This window comes from Bacillus sp. Marseille-P3661 (assembly GCF_900240995.1).
Classification (GTDB): Bacteria; Bacillota; Bacilli; order Bacillales; family Bacillaceae_J; genus OESV01.
Genome location: NZ_LT965957.1, coordinates 161,032 through 183,480, shown reverse-complemented (window position 1 = coordinate 183,480; position 22,449 = coordinate 161,032). Strand labels below are relative to the sequence as shown.

The window sequence follows — 22,449 nt, the reverse complement described above, 5'->3', positions numbered from 1 at the left end:
TGAAGGGAGATAGAGGATGAGCGTAACAACTGAGGAGCTAATTAGCTTTATTGAAAAAGATTATCAAGGTGAAATATTAGATTTTTTACAGGAGATTATTGAAATAGAATCGCCAACGACTGATCGCGAAGCAGTTAATCAAGTGGGGGATTTACTTAAACAAAAATTAAGTAAGCTTAACGCGAAAATCGAAGTAGAACCTTCTGGGGTTGAAGATCGAGGAGATCATATAATTGCCAGATGGCCGGGTGAAGATCCAACATTAAAGCCTATCCTTGTGATTGCACATATGGACACGGTTTGGAAGAAAGGGACATTAGTTGATATGCCGTTTCGTGTGGAGGGTAATAAAATTTATGGACCTGGTGTTTTCGATATGAAAGGCGCTGTCGTCTTTGCGATTGAGGCAATGAAAATCATTCAAGACCTAAATAAGAAAACAAGGCGTCCAATCACCATGCTGTTTAATTCAGATGAGGAAATAAATAGTACGACATCACGTCCAGTTATTAACCGTGAAGCTAAAAAGTCCGAATATGCATTGATTCTTGAAGGTGGAGTTGGTGAATCTGTATTAACTGCCCGTAAAGGAATCATGTACTTCAAAGTAACTGCAAAAGGAAAAGCATCACATGCTGGTATGGATCATGAAAAAGGCATCAATGCGATCGAAGAGCTTTCACACCAAGTATTAAAGATTCAAAAGCTTACAGATTATCAAGTAGGAACGACTGTGAGTTGTGGTGTAATTCAAGGTGGTACACGTACAAATGTTATACCTGCTCAAGCTGTGTTAGAAGTAGACGCTCGCGTTCCTAACAATGAGGAAGTAGAACGTCTAAAGAAAGAAATTGAGTCACTGAAACCAGTATTAGAAGGCGCAGAATTAGATATTTATACACTCATAAAAAGGCCACCTTTAGATCGAACAGAAGGTGTTGTAGATTTATTTACAAAAGCTAAGGGATTTGCCAAAGACCTAGGTTATGATTTAGAAGAAACATCAACAGGTGCCATAAGTGATGGGAATTTAACTGCTGCATTGGGTATTCCAACCTTAGATGGCTTGGGACCTATAGGTGATGGGGCGCATGCGGTTTATGAACATATTGAAAAAGATAAAATTTCTAAAAGATTGGCGTTATTGGTTAAATTGCTGGAAGAATTATAAGTTGAGCAAGACTAAACAGGTTATCTGTAGAGATGTAGATAAAAAGATGCACACGAAATTTCTTTGGAGGGATTTTGTGTGCATTATTTTATTTATTCTTTTTTATCGTGATAAAGAAAATTTCTTCACTACTACGTTCTTAATTATATAGTCTCCTCTAGTACTTTTTAACTATTTGCAAGATTTTCCCACTTTAAAAAGCACTTTAAATGTACGAATCGAAATTTTTCTAGTATTATTATTTTGGTGTATAAATAATTCTAAATAATTAAAATTTAATCTCCGCATGATGGACATCTTGTGAAAGGAGCAGAAATACAAATGAACAATGAAAAAGTAATTGTTGAATCAAGGAATGATACCCATTTAAGTCAACTTGCATCTGTGGGACAAATTGCAGCGGGTATCGCCCATGAAGTTAAAAATCCACTAACAGCTGTAAAAGGATTTCTGCAGTTGCTTCAAGAAGATGAAAAGAATGAATATATTGATATTGCTCAAGCGGAGCTAGAGAATGCGCTGACAACTTTGAATAATTTACTTCAAGTTTCTAAGCCAGATTTGGAAGATGAAGAATATAAAACTTTCAATTTAGCGGTTGAGTTAGAATCTATCTTAAATCTTTTTCAGGATAAAATGTATGATGTAACGTTTATAACGGAATTTTACAATACAGATACATTGATAAGTGGTCAAAAGAATCAATTCAAAAAGGCTTTTTTCAATTTAATTAAAAATGCAATTGAGTCTATTGATGGCAGTGGGAGTGTTACGATTACACATGTTTCAAATGAATCTGAAGTGATCGTGACTATAAGTGATACAGGAGTCGGAATTCCACAAGAAAAGCTATCGATGTTAGGCACCCCATTTTATACAACAAAGGAACAAGGTACAGGAATGGGATTAACACAGGTGTTTTCCGTAATATATCAGCATGGTGGAAAAATAAGTGTAGACAGTATAGAAAATCATGGCACAACGTTTACGATTACATTACCTAAGCAAAATCCTATTCAAAAACTTGGGGTGAAAAATTTGAAATTAGAATATGAACATACATTCACTATAAAAGAATTTCTGCACGAAAATCGTAATGAATTTGAAGAAAGATTGCTAGCTGAGGCGATCAATGTAAAAGATAAAATAGAAGAAATACATAACGTTGGTAATATTAATCTATTAAATAATGCGCATAAACTTGTGCTATTTGTTGTAGAGGAACGAGAGCACGAATTAATTTCATTGGCTAAACAAGAAGGGGTGGCATGGGCGAAGTATTCCTTAACGCTGGCATTTAAACTAGAATGGATACAGGCCATTCGAAGAACTTTATGGGACTTTCTTTATAACTTTGATTCATATAGTAAAACTGTACCGGACCGGATAGAATTTTATTCTTTAGAAAAGAAGATAAATGAGCGGATTGATCAATTTCTGACCTATTTCTTTATTAGTTATACAAGATATCGTGATGAGTTGTTAGAAAAACAACGAAAGTTAGTAGAAAATCTTTCAGTACCAATTATTCCTATCAACAGTGATATTTGTATACTACCTGTTATTGGTTTGGTTGATTCAGTGCGAATAAATACGATTCAAGATAAAGTACTGAATGAAATTGAGAATCGCCATATCCAAACACTTATTATTGATCTTTCTGGGGTTACACCGATGGAACAAGAAATAACAAATAAGCTACTCAAAATAATAGAAGGGATTTCAATGATGGGATGTAAAACAATTATTACAGGCTTGCGCGCAGAAATTGTAAAAAATATTATCCAATCTAACGTAGCCATTAACCATCATGCTGAATTTAAAGGAACATTGCAGGTTGCCTTGAATGATGTAATGTCTAAATCTCAAGTAATGGGGTAACTTAGGGGGATTCTGGTACCTCCTTATTGTGAACAAAGTTAAATCTGAATAATTAGGTGTCAGCATAGTGTCATTTATTCTAATGCACTATATAGCTGACACCTTTTTATTATTCAAGAAAGTTTACAATAGAAGTTTTTAATAAATTGATAAAATAATTCTATTTCCATATTAATAATATTAAGACTATAATTAACATTGTAAAATGAGTTTTCAATAAATTCCAAATAATCAATAAAATAACAAGTGAATAAGAGGAGGAATTACTATTAACACAATAGATGTTTTTAGTGGAAATAGATGTGCTTTAATTGTTATTGACGTTCAAAATGATTTTTGTGACCCTAATGGATTATGCAGTCTTGAGGGGAAAAATATTAAGCAAATAGATCCTATGGTTTCTAATATAAAAAAATGCATCGAATCCGCACACTCTAGAAATATCCCCGTTATTTTTATACGTACCGAACATAATGCCATTGTTGATTCAACAGCATGGATTTACCGCCATCGTAAAAATACTAGCTACAATCCCAATACTACAAAATGTAAAACAGGCACATGGGGTGCTGATTTTTATGAAATTGCTCCACAGGAACAAGATATAGTCATTACTAAGAATAAATATAGTGCTTTTGCTGGAACGAATCTTCATATGATTCTTCAATCTTTAAAAAGAGATTCATTGATATTTACTGGTCTAGAGACGAATGTATGTGTGGAAAGTACGCTTAGAGATGCGATTAGTTATGATTACCATGTAACATTAGTCGAAGATGGAACCTCTGCCCCTTCTGTTGAAGAACATGAAAGTGCTGTAAGAAATGTAAGAACAAAGTTTGGCGGTGTTCTAAAGACCGATGAACTTATTAAAACATGGAACGTACCGCAGTCACTATAAACAAACCGTACGATTTCATTACATTAGTTTCTATTACGAAGGGTGGTAAATGTGCGAATAGAAGGAAAATATGTATATGCTGGTGGCATTAAGACGCATTATTTTGAAGAAGGTTCAGGTGAACCTTTAATTTTATTACATAGTGGCGAATATGGGGGATGTGCGGAAACTTCTTGGGAATATAATATTGACTATTTAAGTCAATATTTTAAGGTATATGCTCCAGATTGGCTCGGTTATGGGAAAACTGAAAAGCTATTTGATTTTACAGATATGCGGAATAAACGGAAAGAGCATATTAAGGAATTTATGAAAACACTAAATATTGAAAGCGCTTATTTTATTGGTAATTCGATGGGGGCAAGTATGCTCCTTGAGGTTGCAGCTGAGACCAATCCAAGGTGGAATATAAAGAAGTTAATTGCAATCAGTGGTGGGGAAAATGCACCTGAAAATGCCGCGCGTGCTATTCTAAGTCAATATGATGGCTCGATGGGTCATTATAAAAAAATACTCCAAGTGTGTTTTTATGATGAAAAATGGCATTCAGGACCGTTTCTTGAAAAGAGGTATGAGGCAAGCTTGGAGCCAGGTTCATGGGAATGCACAGCTGCAGCACGATTTAAAGCACCATTTGCCCCAAAAAGGTCACGAGAACTAACAGACTACAGTCAAATAAAAATACCTACACTTATTGTAGGCGGGAAACAAGATCCACTAAAAGATGTAGACTATGGTATAAAATTAACCGATAAAATTCCAAATTCATATCTGGAAATGTTTGATAATTGTTCACATTGCGCACATATTGAGCACCATGAGCAGTTCAATCGATTAGCCGTTAGCTTTTTATTAGATAGATAGAATTCTTCAATGATCTTTAGCGAAGAGAGTGCTCTATACTATTTCTTTAAAAAGTTTTAATAGTTGTTTGAACTTTGGGATGCTTTCTTGACGCTTATGATATAGCAGGTAGATTGGGAAGTCATAAGGTAATATACCATCAATATTAATCGTTTTAATGCTGCCATCCTTAAGTTCTTTTTCAATTACAGCATTGGGCATAAAAGCCAATGAGGTTGTATTATGCATGATATTTTTGGCGGTTTCGGGATGATCTACTTTAATTAATGTTTTCATATTTATTTGTTTTAGTTGATCATTGATTTGTTCCCAAAATAAGCCCATATTATCTAATTTAACAATCTTATAGCTTTGCAGCATCTCTAAACTGATCTTTTCTTCTTTCAGGATTGGATGACCTGCTGAAGCAACTAATTTGACTTTTAACGATTCTCTTATTTCGAAATGATATACATCCGGATGATCAATTTTTTCAATGACAAAACCTAAATCAATTTTCCCGTCTAAAATCATCGTTAGTAACTGAGCAGAAGAGCCGTGTTTTAAATCAAACGTATAGCTGGAATTTAGGACTAGTAACTTTTCTACAAGTTCAGGCACAATGTAAATACCAATTGTAGGTGTTGCACCTATGGTAACTTCATTAGAAGCTTTGTTGAGGTCTGTTAAAAGTTTACTATAAAGATCAATAATCTGATTCGAGTAGTTTAGTAGAATTTCGCCATCTTTTGTTAAGCTTAATTTCTTATTATCTCTGTCAAATAGGGTTACACCTAATGTTTCTTCAAGGTTCTTAATTCTACTAGTTACTGAAGGCTGTGATAGGTGTAACTCTTGTGAAGTTTTAGTAAAGCTATTTGTAGTGGCAACGCTTACAAACGTTAAGATTTGATCAAATGTCATAATAAAAACCCCCAGCATTCTATTTATTAAACATAACCATTTTATAGCAATTCTTTTTTCTATTATTATTTAATTTTAAGATATTGTAAAGGCTTATACTTTATACTTAGTTTCTTTGCGAAGTAGTAAAATGTGAAAGGAGTCTTAATATGAAAATATTAGGGATTTCTGGGACGATCGTAGGCACGAAAACGAGAGTGTTAGTTGAGAATGTACTAGAAGAAATTCTGCAAATGAGCAGTGGTATAGAAGAGGTTGACATAGAATTGCTTGATTTGAAGGATTATAACATCCAATTCTGTGATGGTAGAGACCCAGCCACCTATACAGGTGATACTAAAATAGTCATTGATAAGGTTTGTTGTGCAGATGCCTATATTATTGGTACACCCATTTTTCAAGGTTCAATGACCGGAGTGTTAAAGAACTTATTTGATTTAATACCTCCGACTGCCTTTCGTAAAAAAGTAATCGGATTTGTAGCAAATGGGGGAACTTATCAGCATTTCTTAGTTGTCGAGAACCAATTGAAACCAATAGGTGGCTATTTTAGATCTTACATTGCCCCGGGTTTTGTTTATGCACATAGTGAACATTTTGATAGTACAAATCAAATAGTTGATCAAGATGTGAAAATAAGGATTGGGGAATTAGCAAAAGAAGTGGTTTCAATGAGCAGTTATCTCCGTAATTAAAAAAGGAATTATCAATGGGAAGGTAGAATTACTCTGATAAATGATTTCAGAATTTATAGAAATATCTGATATTCAGCAAGTGATAAGGAGGGACATTAATGTCGCCAACACAATTGACATTTGAAGAACTTGATATAAATGGAAAAAAAATTCGTTATCAAGAGAAAGGGACGGGAGAACCTTTACTTTTTTTACACGATTATAATGGAGTGACACAATGGCATTCATTTCAGGAACAATTGTCAGCCAATTATCGCGTAATTGCGCTTGAATTACCTGGTTTTGGCGAATCGCAAAGACCAGATTGGTTAACTAAGATGGATGATTTGTCTTTTTATTTGCTTGATATTTTAGATAATCTGAAGGTAGAAAGAGTCAATATTGTTGGACATTCATTAGGCGGATGGCTTTCTGCTGATTTTGCAAGTCGATATTCAGCACGCGTAAAAAATTTAATATTAGTAGATTCTATGGGGCTTTATCGACCAGATTTAAGAATACCAGATTTATATATGATCTCAAGTGAAGAACATAATAAACTTAGATATTTTAATTCGGAAAATAAAGTAGAAAGAGAGCTAGAATTTTTAGAATTGGCCAGAGCTCAAGCAATGACGTCAAGATTAGCTTGGACGCCGCGTTTTCATGATCCTAAACTAAAATTCCGATTACATCGGATTAAGGCGCCAACACTTATTGTTTGGGGAAAAGAAGATAAGATTTTATCAGCACGCTATGCAGAGGAATTTAAAAAGTATATCGCACATGCACAAATCCAATATGTAGAGGAAAGCTCACATGTTCCACAATTGGAACAAGCAGATTATTTTGTCAAGATGGTAACTGCTTTCCTAGAGAGACATTAAACAGTAGGAGGGGAACTCATTGAAAGTATTTATGTTTCATTTAATGCCTTGGCAGTACTTGCCAGATGATTTTAAAGAAAATAACAAATCTTCATGGGTAACATATTCCAATGAAAATTATGATCCTAAAAAGGGTGCTGAATTATACGAAAATTACTTAACAGAATTAAGCTATGCAGAAGATTTAGGATTTGATGGCATTTGTGTAAATGAACATCATCAAACAGCTTATGGATTAATGCCTAGCCCTAATGTAGTGGCATCGGCATTAGTACAACGAACCTCTAAGGTGAAAATTGCATTATTAGGTAATGCACTCCCTTTACGACAGCATCCATTAAGGATTGCCGAGGAAGTAGCAATGTTAGATAACATGAGCAAGGGGCGAATTATTTGTGGATTTGTGAGAGGTATAGGAAGTGAATACCATGTATTTCCGATTGATCCTACTACCTCTAGAGATCGATTCCATGAAGCACATGATTTAATACTCGCAGCCTGGACAAAACCAGGTCCGTTCGAATGGTACGGGGAGCATTATAGTGCAAGGTACGTAAATCCGTGGCCACGGCCTTATCAGGATCCACATCCTCCAATATGGATTCCTACTCAGGGGAGCGGAGAAACTATTGATTGGGTAGCTGAAAACCACTATACATTGCTGCAAACATTCAGCCCAATCAAGAACATCGAAAAAGTGTTGGGGAGTTTCCATCATGCCTGTCAGGAGGATTTTGGCTATACTCCTACGGAGGACCAAGTAGGTTGGGCGATGCCGGTATATATAAGTGACACAGATGAAAAAGCCTATAACGAAGCGAAGCCGCATTTAGAATATTTAGTGCAAAAACTACAACATCGCCCACCGCAATCGTTATTTCCACCAGGCTACTTATCTGAACGCTCAATGGAAGCAGTATTAAAAATGAAGGGTGGTGCGACAAGAGGAAAGCCATATGAGGAATTAATCGAAACGAAATATGCGATTGTTGGAAGTGCAGATACTGTTGCTGAAACGATTATGGAAATCGCTGATAAGGTAGGAGCTGGTATGGTTGTTCCGATGCTGCAGTTTGGAACGATGCCGCATAACCAGGTAATTGAGAATATGAATCGTTTTGCAGAAGGTGTGATGCCAAAGTTGAAACAATTTACTCCTAGTGTTTTTAAATCGGTAAAAACACTTTAAATCTAAAAAATAATTATTACAAGGAGGTTAGGTAAATGAAAATTCAGAAGGTGAATTACAAGACTTTAATTCTATCGGTACTTTTTCTATTTTTTTTAGCTGCATGTAGCTCTACAAATTCAAATTCTACAAATTCTACAAATTCGTCAGCTACAGATAGTGGAAACGGAGGGAATACCCAACAAGAACAAGGTGGAAATGACGAAAAAGCAAAAGAAAAACAAACGGTAAGCATTGGAACTTCTTCTGCAGGAAGTCTTTATAATATTTTAACAGTAGGCTTTGCAGATATTGTTTCTAAGAATACAAGTATATCAGCCAGTGCGATTACTACTGGCGGAGCAGATGCAACATTACGTGCAATAGGTGATGGTAAAACAGATATGGGTATGGTTCACACATGGGCGTTAAGAAGAGCTTATGCAGGTGAGGAACCTTTCGAACAAAAAGTTGACGTGAGACAAGTTCTTCAAGGACAAGAAACAGGAGTTTATTTGATTGCGCGAGCAGATGCTGGTATTGAAACACCTGCCGATTTAAAAGGTAAGCGGCTTATTGGAAAAAGACCAGCATTAAAAAGTATCGATGAATTTACCGCAACGGTATTGGATGTATATGGGCTTACTGAGGACGATGTAAAAGTCATGCAAACTTCTGAAACGAATGAGACCGTCCAAGCGTTGGAACAGGGAACTGTAGACGCTGTTGTTTTACCAGGGGGAATTGCTACCCCGCAAGTTGCCCAGTTAGCACAAACAACCGATGTCGTATTTGTTAAGATTACAGATGACAAAATGCAAGAAATTATGAATCATCCAAATGTAACTAATGGAGCTTTTATATCTGTTAATCCAGCGGGAACGTATAAAGGTCAAGACGAGGATTATCCATTCTTAACGTATTCAACAGTGTTAGCAGGTGCTAGCAGTCTATCAGACGAGTTAGTTTATGAAATCGTTAAAGGCCTAGATGAGAATAAAGACCAACTAAGTGCTGTTCATGCAAGCGGAGGTGCTTGGGTTGCTGAAAATAGTATAAAGAATACTAATTTTTCAGTACCGTTCCATCCAGGAGCAATCAAGTATTTTGAAGAAAAGGGAATTTGGACAGATGAACTGCAAAAACGACAAGATGAATTATTAAAATAACCTAATAGAATATAAAATTCCGGAATCTCTATGGATTCCGGAATTCCTAAGGGAGGGAGTACTATTACTACTTCAAAAAAGGTACTTAATATAATAGCCGGAATAACGGCTTTATATGAGATTATCGTTATAAGTGGATTACCAACAATGCTAGGATTTATTGTCCCAGCTACAGTTCATCGCGCTATTAGTCTAATATTTATATTAATATTAGTCTTTCTTCGTTTTGGGCAACAAAATGATACAGGTAATAGTAAAATAAGGAAAGCTTTAGATGTTATATTTTTGCTGATGGGTTTAGTTGGAACAGCTTATGTTGCACTATTCTATAATTCCCGCGTTATTGAGTATAGTTCGTACGGATATTTAGACGTTTTGGGAATCTTCTTAGCTTTATTTTTAGCAATCTCCTTATTAGAGGCTGTACGAAGATTAACTGGGTGGGTTTTACCCATTTTGATCGTTATCATGCTGCTTATGGCCTCGTACCAACATTTTTTACCAGGGCTTTTACATGGACCTGGATTTACATTAGATCGATTAACGTACGCATTCTATGTAGGTACAGGTGGAATATATGGTCTACCATTAGGGATTGCTACGTCTATCATTATAGTTTTCCTAATATTCGGACAACTATTGCAGAAATCTGGTGCAGGCGATTGGTTTCTCGATTTAGCGATAGCTATAACTGGCTGGTCGCGAGGGGGACCAGCTAAGGCAGCTGTATTAGGAAGTGCGTTTTTAGGATCATTGTCTGGCTCGCCTTCTAGTAATGTAGCAACAAGTGGAGTCATTACGATACCTTTAATGAAAAAGATAGGCTATAAGCCGGCTTTTGCTGGTGGTGTTGAAGCTGTAGCATCAACGGGTGGAATGATACTCCCTCCTGTCATGGGTTCGGTTGCATTTATTATGGCTGAGTGGTTGAATGTTTCGTATTTAGATATTATGAAAGCTGCAGTTATTCCAGCTTTATTATACTATCTTGTTCTTTTTTTATCTGTACATTTAAATGCGGTGAAAATGAATATTCCATCTACTCCTAAGAAAGATTTACCGAAAATTTTACCTGTATTTTTATCAGGCTGGTACTATCTTCCGCCAATTTTAATACTGTTTTACTTTATTACTATTCAGCAACAAAGTCCAGAAATCGCTGGCTTGTATTCTTTACCTTTTATAGTGCTTTTTAGTTTTTTCTCTAAAAATCCTAAACATCGACTTACGCCAAAGAATATTTGGGAGTCATTCATTGAATGTATTCCTGCCTGGCTCATTATTGCCGTTGTAACTGCGAGCGTAGGGATGTTAATCGGAGCCTTCCAACTTTCAGGATTAGGTGTTAAAATCTCAAGCTTTATTGTTGATATTGGAATGGGTAATTTAATATTAACATTAATTTTAATTGGAATCGTAAGCCTTATTTTAGGAATGGGCCTAGATGTTATTTCCGCATATGTTACGCTAGCCACTTTAACTGCTCCGGCTTTAGTAACGCTGGGCTTAACAGCAATGCAGGCACATTTATATGTAGTCTTTTGGGGGTTGGCATCATTTATTACACCACCAGTATGTCTGGCTGTTTATGTGGCGTGTAGCATTAGTAAATCCAATGTATGGGAAACCGGTTTTGAAGCGGTTCGATTAGGTGCAGCCACGTTCTTGATTTCAATTGCATTTGCCTATAATCCAGAATTATTAATGGAAGGCACTTTTGTTCAAGTATTACTAGTTACCCTTAAGATTATAATATCAGGTCTCCTAATAGCTGTTTCTCTTCAAGGATTTGCCTTAACTACACTTAATATGCCATTGCGAATTATTGTGTTTATGAACGCATTATTATACTTTGGTTCGAACACCTATGTATTAATAACGGCAGCTTGCCTAACGATTGTACTAGTGATTTTACAACTTATCACAAGAAGAAATAGTTCAATCCAGATAAATACGAATATGTAAAACAATTACAACTTTCTAAGTGGAGGTTATTGATTTTGAACATTAAAGCGCCAAAAGACTTAAGAGAATGGATAGAAAAGGTAGAGCAGCAAAACTTGTTACAGCGGCTAACCGAGCAAGTTGACCCAAATGAAGAAATGACAGCCATCACATATATGGTGGCGAACGAAACCCCTTCGCCAGCACTGCTATTTGAAAATGTAAAAGGCTACCCTGATAGCCGCGTACTTTTTAATTTAATAGGATCTAGTAAAGAACGTCTTGCACTTACTTTAGGTATTTCTTCAGATGTATCTGAGATGGAAATGATACATGCAATCAGAGAAAAATTAAAAGAACGGATTCCACCAATCGAGGTTGAACAAGCTAAAGCTCCTATCTATGAAAATACATTGGTGGGTGAGGACATCCATGTTCATAATTTCCCTGCACCAAAACATTGGCCTTTAGATGGCGGCAATTATATTGGTACAGCAGATATTGTTATAACAAGGGATCCTGAAACAGGAATTTTGAATGTTGGAACCTATCGGCAAATGGTTCACAACGATAAAGAAGTAGGTGTGATGTTTTCTCCTGGAAAAGATGGACGACAGCATATGGAGAAGTACTTCAAACAAGGCAAGCCTATGCCAATCGCAGCAGCATGGGGAATTGATCCGCTGATGATGGTTGTAGGATCCATGGGAGCAGGTCGTAGAGATTGTGAGTATGATATCGCCGGCGGCATTACTGGAAGTCCGATTGAGGTCACAAAAGGGAAAGTGACAGACTTACTCATTCCTGCAAATGCTGAAATCATTATTGAGGGCTATGTGTATCCCGATAATTTTAAATTTGAAGGTCCGTTTGGAGAATTTACAGGCTATTACGGTCGACCTGGAGAGGATGCTCCGACGATATCGATCGAAGCAATCCATTTTCGAAATGACCCTATATCCACTGGAGCATTAATGGCAGATTATCCTGCTTGTGAGCAAGAAGTATTTCTAGCTTATATGCGATCTGCAAAATTGCTAGATGAATTTGATAAATTAGGCATTCCTGGCATTAAAGGAGTGTATTCTGTTCCACAAGCCGCAGCAGGTTTTGGAATGACGGTGATTTCAATTGAACAAATGTACCCTGGACATGTATCACAGGCACTTTCAATTGCTGCTCAGGCCCCATCTTCCGCCTATTTTGCAAAATGGATTATTGCGGTTGATGATGATGTCGATCCAACCAATATTAATGATGTAGTATGGGCGATGGCAACACGTAGTAATCCGGTAGATGATATCGATATTTTAAGAAATACTTGGTCTACATGGTTGGATCCTACTCAAAATCCTCCAGAGCAAAGGCCTTATGCTTCAAAGGCATTAATAAATGCGTGTAAAAACCATAAACATATCAAAACATTTGCTAAGCGAACAGCAATCAGACAGTCGATTTATAATGATATTGCTAATCGTTGGGGCGATTTGGGTTTACCTGGAAAGCCACCTAAACTAAATTTCTATCATGAAGAGTAATAGTTTTTTTGGTAGAAAAGGCATCGTAATTTGCTACTTTTAGCAAATTACGTGTTTTTCTATATTAAAGCGAATGGGTAATCTTAAGTCTGGGGGTAAAAATAAGATGAAACTTGTAACGTTTGAAGCTGGTGAAGGCAAAAGGATAGGTGCATTAGTAAATGGCCAAATCGTTGATCTAAACAAAGCTTATAAAAGCATGCTAGAATCCTTAGGTGAAAATAATGCTGTTTCACTTGCAAATGCTAGGGTATCAGCACATCCAATGAAGTTTTATGAAGGTGGAAAAAAAAGTTTAAGTGCAGCTAAACGTGCCATAGAGTTCATTGAGAAAAGAATGGAAAGCGAGTTCGTGTTAAATATAGAGGATGTAACTATTTCTGCACCTGTACCAAAACCAAGAAAAATGATTTGTGTTGGACTTAATTATCGTGATCATATTCTTGAAATGGGGCGTGAGATACCTACATACCCAGTATTATTTGCGAAGTTTTCCAATGCTGTTATTGGTCCCGGAGACGATATACCTTTATCTTCAATAACTAACCAGCTAGATTATGAGGCAGAATTTGCGATTGTAATTGGAAGACGTGCAAAAGAAGTTACAAAAGAAAATGCGCTAGATTATGTAGTAGGCTACACAATCGTAAACGATGTATCCGCGAGGGATCTCCAAACTAGAACGTTGCAATGGTTACAGGGAAAAGCCTTAGATGGCAGTGCGCCGATGGGGCCGTGTTTAGTAACAACAGATGAATTAATGGCACCGCATGAATTGGAGGTTGTGTTAAGAGTAAACGGTGAAGAACGGCAACGTTCAAATACAAATCAATTGGTGTTTGATGTGCCATACTTAGTTGAATATATATCACACGTTATGACTCTTGAGCCGGGAGATGTGATTTGTACGGGCACGCCAGGAGGGGTAGGGGTAGCACGGGAACCCAAACTATTCTTAAAGGATGGTGATCGGGTCGAAATAATAGTTGATGGAATTGGCACATTAACGAATACTGTAAGACAAATACAAAAAGATCTTATTCGAAACTATATAGCGGCGATACATAGCCGTATAGATCAATTTATTTCAATTGTTCGTGAACAACCGCTTGATATGGTGAATTGGAAACCATCAGAAAAGGAATGGTCAATTGCGGAAATCGTATGCCATGTTGAAGAAATAAACCGCTACTGGTTAAATGAGTTACTCCGAGTGGTTAGAAATCCAAATGATAAATGGGGAAGAGGCCTGGATGATCCGGAGAGACTAGCTGCAGTTGCAGCTTCCAGCTACAATTCGGTTGAAGATACTTTAGCCGAAATAAGTGATTTTAAAACTGTTATTCATGATAAATTAATCGATTTAGATGATAGCTATTTAACGCTTGTAACCGAACATCGAAATCCTAAATTTGGAGTGAAACCACTTTCATTTTTGTTAGATCATTTTATGGTTGAGCATTTAGATGGCCATATTAAACAGGTTGAAAGAAACATTGCTAAAAAGCTAGGAAAGTAGGTGAAGGCATGGCTGAAAAATTATCCTTTTTCGATAGCGATATTGTCAAAGATTTTAATAAAGAAATAGAAAAATATCATTTAGGACCACTGTGGGATGCAATTCCGAAACTTATGCATAAAGAACCACAGCCACAAGCTGTACCCTATTTATGGAAGTGGGAAACGCTTTATCAAAAGCTAATGCAAGCAAAGGATATCTTTACACCAGAGCGTGGTGGTGAAAGACGTGCATTATACTTGCAAAATCCTGGTTTGGTAAATAGGCAGCCATGTGGTTGGGGGTCGACAACGCAAACTCTTTATGCAGCTGTTCAACTCATCTTACCAGGTGAAATTGCACCATCACATCGTCATACCCAGAGTGCATTGCGTTTTATTACAAATGGTGAAGGAGCTTTTAGCATCGTTGAAGGCGAGAGAGTGTTCATGAATGAAGGCGATTTTTTAGTTACACCTCAAGGCTTATGGCATGGTCACGGCCATACTGGTGATGGTCCGATGATATGGATGGATTGTTTAGATATTCCATTTATTTATAGTACCGGCGGAACATTTTTTGAACCATACAATCAGGGAATTGAATCCCCTTCATTTCCAGATAACTTTAAAAGTCATCGCTATGAAGGTGGAATGGTAAGACCGATTTCTGATCGAAACAAACAAATTGCCCCACTTTCAACATTTAAGTGGGCACAAACTGAGAAGGCACTTTCGGGTTTAAGTAAATATGATCCTGATCCTTTTGATGGCTATGCAGTAGAGTATATAAATCCTTCTACAGGTAAAAACGCAAATCCGAATATTGCTGCCTGGATGCAAAAGTTACCTAATGGTTACAGATCTAAAGCCCACAGACATACAAGTGCTACTATTTACCAAGTATATAAAGGCGCAGGCTATACAATTATCAATGGTGAAAAATTCAGCTGGTCTAAAGGTGATTACTTTGTTGTGCCAAACTGGGCATGGCACGAACACGCTGTCACATCAAATGAGGATGCGTACCTTTTCTCTGCTAGTGACTTACCTATCATGGAGTTGCTTGGCTTACAAAGAGAGGAAGCATATTCTGAAAATAATGGTTACCAAACTATAACTAGTGAATTTGAACCTCTTCTACCTGATTAGACTTTGAACGAATAAAAATACCACTGTCAATGACAGTGGTATTTTATTTAGTAAATTGATAACTAGATTTACAAGTTAATAGAATGAGTAGAATATACATCAAATAGCTTTTTTGTTACTTGAATAATCGTCTTTTGCATTTCACTATTTAAATTAGCTTTCATTATTAAATAAATTGGAGTCGGGGGGATTTCCTGCTTTAAGGGAAGTTCAACTAAATTCTTCATAGCAATTTCATCTTTTACAGTAATTTTTTGAAGAAATGAAATACCAAGCCCTTTTCGAACCATCATTTTGATCCAACCTAAATTATTGATTTCAATAGGCTCATAAGATGCTAATCCTTGTTCTTTAATATAGTCTTCAATGATTCTTGTTGTAATAAACTTGCGATCATAAATAAATATACGCTCGTCTTTAAGCATGTCAATTGAGATTACCTTTTCCTTAGCTAGATGATAATCTGGGGACGATACAAGAATTGTTTTAGATTGGCAAACAGGAACTGTTATGTAATCTTTATTATCCATGATTATATCCTGTCCTTCTTTAGGAAGATAGACGAGAGCTACATCAATATCATTCTGTTTCGCTTTTGCTAAGATATCTTTTGTAACTTCGATGGTAACAGGAAAATCCGTTTCAGGAAAGTGCGTATATAAGACGTTTAATAATTCGGGAAGTATTTCCGCTCCCATGTGATTTGGGCATGAAATTTTAATTGTTTTTTCTTCATATATTTTTTTACCAACAATCTTAGCGCCAGCTGTTATTTGTTCCATCGCTTCCTTAAAATATGGAAGAATCTTCTCACCGTCATCGGTTAAGACTATTTTTTGGCCATTAATTCGTTTGAACAGCGTTGTATTTAATTCTTGTTCTAATTGCTGTACACGTACACTTATTGTTGGCTGTGTAATAAATAATTCATTGGCAGCTGCAGAGAAACTTCCTTTTTCTACAATCATCAAAAACGCTTCGATTTGTTTTAGCTCCATGGTACCCCCACTTTGAGACTATAAAATTTATTAATAGGATACCATTAAATGATTTAATTTGAAAGGGATTTCATATGTAGTTATAATTAAATTATGAATTTTCCAAACAATTAGAAATAAGGAGGATAAAAATGAACGAGCAATATATTATAGATGATAATGAGGCCAAGATATTTAAAGTTAATAGAAAAGTGTTCGTCGATCCTAAAATACTTGAGGAAGAATTTGAAAAAATATTTAATAAATGCTGGATTTATGTAGGTCATGTGTCAGAAGTGAAAAAGCCAAATGATTTCGTAACAAGAGAAGTAGCTGGTCGCCCTGTTATTTTTGCTAGAGATATGACGGGAAAAGTGAATGCTTTTCTAAATACCTGTTCTCACCGAGGCGCAACCGTCTGTCGTGAACATAAAGGAAGTTCAAAAACCTTCCGTTGTTTTTATCATGCATGGACATTCACTAACGATGGAAAGTTAAATTCATTACCTGGTGAAGATGCATATGGTCCTAATTTTAGCAAAGATCATATGGGGCTTCGACATGTTCCAAGACTTGAGGAGTATCGCGGATTTTATTTTGTGAATTTTGATAAAAACGCTGAGTCTTTATATGATTATTTGGCTGGAGCAAAAGAGTACTTAGATCTAATAGCTGATACAGCACCAACGGAAATGGAAATTATTCAAGGAACTCAAGAGTATGATATGCGAGCAAATTGGAAACTTCTCGTAGAAAATAGTTTTGACGATTATCATGTTGTTCCTACACATATTACCTATCTCGAGTATTTAAAAAAGTCAGGTGTAGATGTTCATTTGCCGAAAGGTTTATTAATGCCAGCACATGGAATTGGTAAATCTCTAGGAAATGGCCATGCGGTTATAGACAATGAAACATACCGCGGACGTCCTGTTGCGAACTGGATGCCAATTTATGGAGAAGAGGCAAAGGAAGAAATTAATGAGATTCGCAAAGAGTTAGTAGACCGATTAGGGGAAGAGCGTGCAAGAAGAATAGCTCAAACCAATCGTAATCTAGTTATTTTCCCAAATCTTGTAATCAACGATGGTTCATCTATTACTGTACGAACATTTTTCCCTAAATCACATGACAATATGAGAGTAACAGCATGGGCACTAGGTGTCGAAGGTGAATCAGAAAGTGCAAGAGCTCGTCGTTTAGATAGTTTCTTAACATTCTATGGACCAGGAGGATTTGCAACTCCAGATGATACTGAGGCATTGGAGGTTGCGCAAGAGGGCTATAAAGCATGGCAAGAACTTGGCTGGTCTGATGTTTCAAGAGGAATGAACAAAGAAGGCGAGCAGTTAAATACAGATGAAATCCACCTCCGTACTTTCTGGAGAAGATGGAACGAAATAATGACAGGAAAAGTCCAACTTGAGGAGGTTAAATAATATGGAAACACAGGTTGTTAATAGAGAAGTAACTCGGGCTGAAATTGAAGAGTTTCTCTATGATGAAGCTGCATTACTAGATGATTGGTCTCTTGAAGAATGGCAGAAATTATTAACAGATGATGCTCATTATTATGTTCCATCTAATGATGTACCTGACGGTGACCCTAAGGATACGTTATTTCTTATCGCAGATAATTATGACCGTATTAAAAATCGTGTGAGAAGACTATTGAGCCGTCATGCGCATGCAGAAAATCCGCGTTCTAAAACAAAACGGTTTATTAGTAATGTTCGCATTACAGGACGTTCTGGCGATTATGTTCAGGCAGAAGCTAATTTTGTTGTTTATCGATTTAGAAGAAATACTCCTTTCAGGGAATATGTTGGGACGTATAAATACAAATTAAAGGTAGAACAGGATGGGTTGAAAATAGCCGAAAGAAGTGCAATTCTATCTTGGGAAGAATTAGGTGCACTAGGTAATGTAAGTATCCTGTTATAATTAAAGGTCGCCAACTGTAATTGATTTAATAAAAAAGTAGATAATAATAGTAGGTTAGGATGAGGTGCAAAGCTGTCATCCGCCTGCTATTTACTTACTCGTTGCTTAAGTATGTATGTTTTTTTTGCTGTTTTTCTACTATATTCACAGTGTTTAACTGAGAGAATGCTAGTTTTTAATTAATAAATGCGAAATCGATGCATTTTGAAAACGTTTTCCAAAAAATAATAATAAATTTGCAAGGAGGATTGTAAAATGGAAAAAAAATCTTGGTTCATAAAAACGATAATGCTTTCCTGTCTGTTTATTCTTTTTCTAGCAGGCTGTGGAGGTAATGCTGAACAGTCATCAACTAGTGGTGGTAATGAAAGTAGTAGTAGCACTAACGCTGATAGTAATACAGCTTCAGGTGAAACAGAAGCGCCTAAGTTTATTACGATGGGAACTGCCGCGTCTGGTTCTTCCATTTTTGCATATGGGACAGGTCTTACAGCCCTATTGTCACAAAAACTAACATATAGCCAATTTGATGCTGAGGAAACAGGTGGTACTATTGCTAATTTAAAAGTAATGGATGAAGGAAAAATGGAAATGGCAATTGGTGGTGGTGACGCATATTATAATGCTCAACGCATGCAGGGTGGCTTTGATAAGGTGCCAAATGGAATGCTTGGGTGGAAGGTTGCTCCGTCAACAATCCAGTTTGTAGCGCTAGAAAAATCGGGGATCAAAAAGATTGAGGATTTAAAAGGCAAGCGTATTTCAATCGGTTCATCGGGTTCAGCCGGAAATAGTACAGCTATATCCATTCTTGAATTACATGGTGTTAAAGAGTCTGATGTTACAATATCGTATTTAGGTTGGGGAGAGGCAATGACAGCTTTAGCAGATGGTGCCATTGATGCTACACTTATTTTAGGAACCCTGCCAGCACCTGTTGTGTCTGAAGTAGCAGTTCGTGAGCCGGTTCAATTAATAAATGTTGATCCTGAAAAAATGAAAGCCAACCCAGTGTTTACAACGAGAGTTGTAGCTGCAGGTACGTATGATAATCAAGCAGAAGATTCTACCTGTGCGGTAGTTGATCAATACATCTATTTTAGTCCTGATTTACCTGAAGATGTTGTTTATGATATTACAAAAATAGGTATGGAAAGTACTGAAGAACTTGCAAAATCTCATCCTATTGGAAAAGTTGCAGAACCAATAAGCAAGGAGTTAGCTGAATTCCTTGAAGGTGAGGTACATCCTGGAACAATCAAGTATTATAAGGAAATTGGTGCTTGGGAATAAGTTTATATTAAGAGAACGTCGAAGGTTATTTGAGATAGTGTTCAAATGCCTTCGACTTTTTTTTGCTTTGATAGTTCTGAATGTGATACCTTTCTGAACGCAGTTGCACTTTATTAATAGCTTTTTCCTAATTTTAAGATAGAAAAAACGGGTATTGATAAAAATTATCTATTTTACAAATCAATTTTTCTTAGTTAAAATAGTAAACATAGTGAATATAGTGAAAATTATGAATTTATAAATAACTAGTACTTCTACTTATCAAATGGGAAACTTTTATTTTAAGAATAATAGTTTGGAATACTATAGTAGCAAGTTTCTAAGTGTATTTTATAAATCACCATAATTCAACTATATAAGCCTGTAAGTACTCATCAATATCTATCTTTGCATACGTCTACTACTAATACTTCTAAAAAGTACTTCCAACCGTTAATTCATTAAGCTAATCTTTAATCTACTACGTTTGAAAGCGTTTACGGGCTAAATCAAAGTGGTTTAGTGAGATTAAAAAAAATTTATAAAATGCTATAAAATTTTATGATTTATTTTATAAAGAAAAAGGGGAGGAAAAATGAAAAATTCAAAAATTATATTATGGGTGACAACAATTATTGTACTGTATCATATCATCGTCGCAGGAAATTTGTTAACTTGGCTCGGAATTTTTGTGCCAAGTCAATCACACAGAGCTATTACTTTAGCAGCAGGTTTAACACTAATATTTTTATTCATGCGCTCTAAAAAGCAAAATCAAGATAAGATCCCTTGGTATGATTATATTTTACTTGCATCCTCTTTATTAAGTCTTGGTTATGTGGCTTTCTTCTATGAAAAAATGCTCCGTTATGCCATGTATGGTTCATTGGATACAATCGGAGTCGTACTTGCCTTAATGCTTGCAATACCATTGCTAGAGGCTGCACGTCGCAAAACGGGACTAGTATTTCCATTAATTATTGTCGTATTAGTATTGATAACAATTTTCCAAAAATACCTACCTGGTATTTTAAATGGGCAAGGCTATCCTTTGGACAGACTTTTATATAGCTCGTATGTTGGTACACATGGGATTTTTGGTCTGCCACTAGGGGTGGCATCTACAGTTCTAATCATATTTCTAGTGTTTGGAGCTTTAATGGAAAGAGCTGGTGCTGGTAAGTGGTTTATGGACTTGGCTCTTGCGTTGACTGGTTGGTCAAGAGGCGGTCCTGCCAAAGCTGCTGTACTTTCTAGTGCATTATTTGGTTCTATTTCGGGATCACCTTCAAGTAATGTCGCGACAACTGGTGCATTTACAATACCTCTAATGAAGAGTACAGGTTACAGTGCTAAATTTGCAGGTGCAGTTGAAGCTGTAGCTTCAACAGGAGGACAAATTTTGCCGCCAGTAATGGGAGCCATTGCCTTTGTAATGGCTGAATGGTTACAAATTCCTTATGCTGAAATCGCTCTTGCAGCATTAGTTCCTGCGTTACTGTATTTTTTAATAGCATTTATTGCCGTGCATTTACAAGCATTAAAGACTGGGATCAAACCTCTTCCTTTGTCACAGCTACCTAAAATCATGAAGGTACTTAAAGAGGGTTGGTTTTATACAGTTCCGTTATTAGTATTGATCTATTTTCTCATTATTAAAGGACTTCCACCTGCGATCGCAGGAATATATTCTTTCCCATCCATGATTGTTGTAAGTTTCTTTTCAAAGAATAAAGATTTTTGGTTAACACCGAAAAAAATGATGTTGGCTTTTAAAGATGCAACATTTAGATGGGTAACAGTTGTTGCTATTACAGCATCAGTAGGGATATTAATTGGAGCGTTAGAGTTAAGCGGGCTGGGAATTAAAATCTCGAGGTTTGTATTAGCAATTTCAGGTGAGGACTTAATATTAACATTATTGCTAGTCGGCATTTGTAGTTTAATTTTAGGAATGGGATTAGATGCCATCCCTGCTTATATTACATTAGCAACATTAATGGCCCCAGCACTAATTAATCTAGGTGTTCCTGAACTTACTTCACACTTGTTTGTTGTATATTGGGGATTAGCTTCATTTATTACACCACCTGTTTGTATCGCGGTGTATGTGGCGATTGGTATAAGTGGAAGTAATGTATGGGAAACCGGTTGGGAAGCGATGAAGGTTGGAATTGCTGCATTCTTAATCCCATTTGCGTTTGTCTTCAATCCAGGTTTACTACTTGTTGGAGAAACGACTGATATTGTAATTTCAATCATTACAGCTGTAATTGGCAGTATGCTTGTAGCAATGGGGGTATTAGGGTATTCATTTGCGCCAATGAATGTGGTTCAAAGAATAGTAGTGCTTATAGCAGGTTGGTTTCTCATATTGCCAGGAATCAAACTAATGTTAACTGGTTTATTTTTGGCAGCGATTATCGCAGCATGGCAATTTTTTAGCGAAAAGAAACAAGCAGTACAACCTGAATTAAGTACGAAATCATAAAGTGAATAGCTTTAAA

At 36.3% G+C, this 22,449-nt stretch carries 18 protein-coding genes and 1 pseudogene; 17 read left to right on the top strand and 2 right to left on the bottom strand.

From position 1 onward, the window contains the following. The first annotated feature begins 16 nt into the window (after positions 1–16). From C1724_RS21905 to C1724_RS21890, 4 genes are all read left to right on the top strand, one after another. Positions 17–1,171, top strand: coding sequence for a M20 family metallopeptidase (locus tag C1724_RS21905; protein ID WP_102348920.1), 1,155 nt, complete (start codon positions 17–19; stop codon positions 1,169–1,171). Positions 1,172–1,492: 321 nt separating this feature from the next. Beyond that, positions 1,493–3,052, top strand: coding sequence for an ATP-binding protein (locus tag C1724_RS21900; RefSeq protein ID WP_102348919.1), 1,560 nt, complete (start codon positions 1,493–1,495; stop codon positions 3,050–3,052). A 250-nt stretch (positions 3,053–3,302) separates the two neighbouring features. Then, positions 3,303–3,953, top strand: coding sequence for a cysteine hydrolase family protein (locus tag C1724_RS21895; protein ID WP_102348918.1), 651 nt, complete (start codon positions 3,303–3,305; stop codon positions 3,951–3,953). Positions 3,954–4,004: 51 nt separating this feature from the next. Further along, positions 4,005–4,817: an alpha/beta fold hydrolase gene (locus C1724_RS21890; RefSeq protein WP_180994409.1), complete on the top strand. Its 813-nt coding sequence runs from the start codon at positions 4,005–4,007 to the stop codon at positions 4,815–4,817. A gap of 33 nt (positions 4,818–4,850) precedes the next feature. Here the strand turns inward: C1724_RS21890 and C1724_RS21885 are convergent, their stop codons facing one another. Then, positions 4,851–5,720: a LysR family transcriptional regulator gene (locus C1724_RS21885; RefSeq protein ID WP_180994408.1), complete on the bottom strand. Its 870-nt coding sequence runs from the start codon at positions 5,718–5,720 to the stop codon at positions 4,851–4,853. Positions 5,721–5,869: 149 nt separating this feature from the next. Here C1724_RS21885 and C1724_RS21880 point away from each other — a divergent pair, with 149 nt between their 5' ends. From C1724_RS21880 to C1724_RS21845, 9 genes and pseudogenes are all read left to right on the top strand, one after another. After that, positions 5,870–6,415 carry an NADPH-dependent FMN reductase gene (locus C1724_RS21880; protein ID WP_102348915.1) on the top strand — a complete coding sequence of 182 codons (546 nt, stop codon included), beginning with the start codon at positions 5,870–5,872 and terminating at the stop codon, positions 6,413–6,415. Between the two features lie 98 nt (positions 6,416–6,513). Next, positions 6,514–7,281 carry an alpha/beta fold hydrolase gene (locus C1724_RS21875; RefSeq protein WP_102348914.1) on the top strand — a complete coding sequence of 256 codons (768 nt, stop codon included), beginning with the start codon at positions 6,514–6,516 and terminating at the stop codon, positions 7,279–7,281. Positions 7,282–7,300: 19 nt separating this feature from the next. Continuing rightward, positions 7,301–8,470, top strand: a complete 1,170-nt coding sequence (locus C1724_RS21870) for an LLM class flavin-dependent oxidoreductase (protein WP_102348913.1) — start codon at positions 7,301–7,303, stop codon at positions 8,468–8,470. Between the two features lie 35 nt (positions 8,471–8,505). Further along, a complete protein-coding gene (locus C1724_RS21865; RefSeq protein WP_102348912.1) occupies positions 8,506–9,618 on the top strand; it encodes a TAXI family TRAP transporter solute-binding subunit in 1,113 nt (370 codons plus the stop codon). A 30-nt stretch (positions 9,619–9,648) separates the two neighbouring features. Continuing rightward, positions 9,649–11,583 (top strand): TRAP transporter permease, encoded by a 1,935-nt coding sequence (locus tag C1724_RS21860; RefSeq protein WP_102348911.1) that lies wholly within the window; start codon positions 9,649–9,651, stop codon positions 11,581–11,583. Positions 11,584–11,618: 35 nt separating this feature from the next. Then, positions 11,619–13,100, top strand: a complete 1,482-nt coding sequence (locus C1724_RS21855) for a UbiD family decarboxylase (protein ID WP_180994407.1) — start codon at positions 11,619–11,621, stop codon at positions 13,098–13,100. 106 nt (positions 13,101–13,206) lie between these two features. Beyond that, a pseudogene (locus C1724_RS26230) lies at positions 13,207–14,127 on the top strand (fumarylacetoacetate hydrolase family protein); the annotation flags it as partial. Continuing rightward, a complete protein-coding gene (locus tag C1724_RS26225) occupies positions 14,125–14,619 on the top strand; it encodes a DinB family protein (protein WP_374703482.1) in 495 nt (164 codons plus the stop codon). The pseudogene C1724_RS26230 and the gene C1724_RS26225, both read left to right, overlap by 3 nt. An 8-nt stretch (positions 14,620–14,627) precedes the next feature. Continuing rightward, a complete protein-coding gene (locus tag C1724_RS21845) occupies positions 14,628–15,749 on the top strand; it encodes a cupin domain-containing protein (protein WP_102348908.1) in 1,122 nt (373 codons plus the stop codon). Between the two features lie 68 nt (positions 15,750–15,817). On the opposite strand, the gene C1724_RS21840 is transcribed toward C1724_RS21845, so the two are convergent. Then, positions 15,818–16,747 (bottom strand): LysR family transcriptional regulator, encoded by a 930-nt coding sequence (locus C1724_RS21840; protein ID WP_102348907.1) that lies wholly within the window; start codon positions 16,745–16,747, stop codon positions 15,818–15,820. Positions 16,748–16,878: 131 nt separating this feature from the next. On the opposite strand from C1724_RS21840, the gene C1724_RS21835 reads away from it, so the two are divergent. From C1724_RS21835 to C1724_RS21820, 4 genes are all read left to right on the top strand, one after another. Beyond that, complete coding sequence (locus C1724_RS21835; RefSeq protein ID WP_102348906.1) at positions 16,879–18,165, top strand: aromatic ring-hydroxylating oxygenase subunit alpha; 1,287 nt, start codon at positions 16,879–16,881, stop codon at positions 18,163–18,165. Between the two features lies 1 nt (position 18,166). Beyond that, complete coding sequence (locus tag C1724_RS21830; RefSeq protein ID WP_102348905.1) at positions 18,167–18,670, top strand: aromatic-ring-hydroxylating dioxygenase subunit beta; 504 nt, start codon at positions 18,167–18,169, stop codon at positions 18,668–18,670. 255 nt (positions 18,671–18,925) lie between these two features. Next, positions 18,926–19,963, top strand: a complete 1,038-nt coding sequence (locus C1724_RS21825) for a TAXI family TRAP transporter solute-binding subunit (protein ID WP_102348904.1) — start codon at positions 18,926–18,928, stop codon at positions 19,961–19,963. Between the two features lie 574 nt (positions 19,964–20,537). After that, positions 20,538–22,433: a TRAP transporter permease gene (locus C1724_RS21820; protein WP_102348903.1), complete on the top strand. Its 1,896-nt coding sequence runs from the start codon at positions 20,538–20,540 to the stop codon at positions 22,431–22,433. The last annotated feature ends 16 nt before the right edge of the window (positions 22,434–22,449 follow it).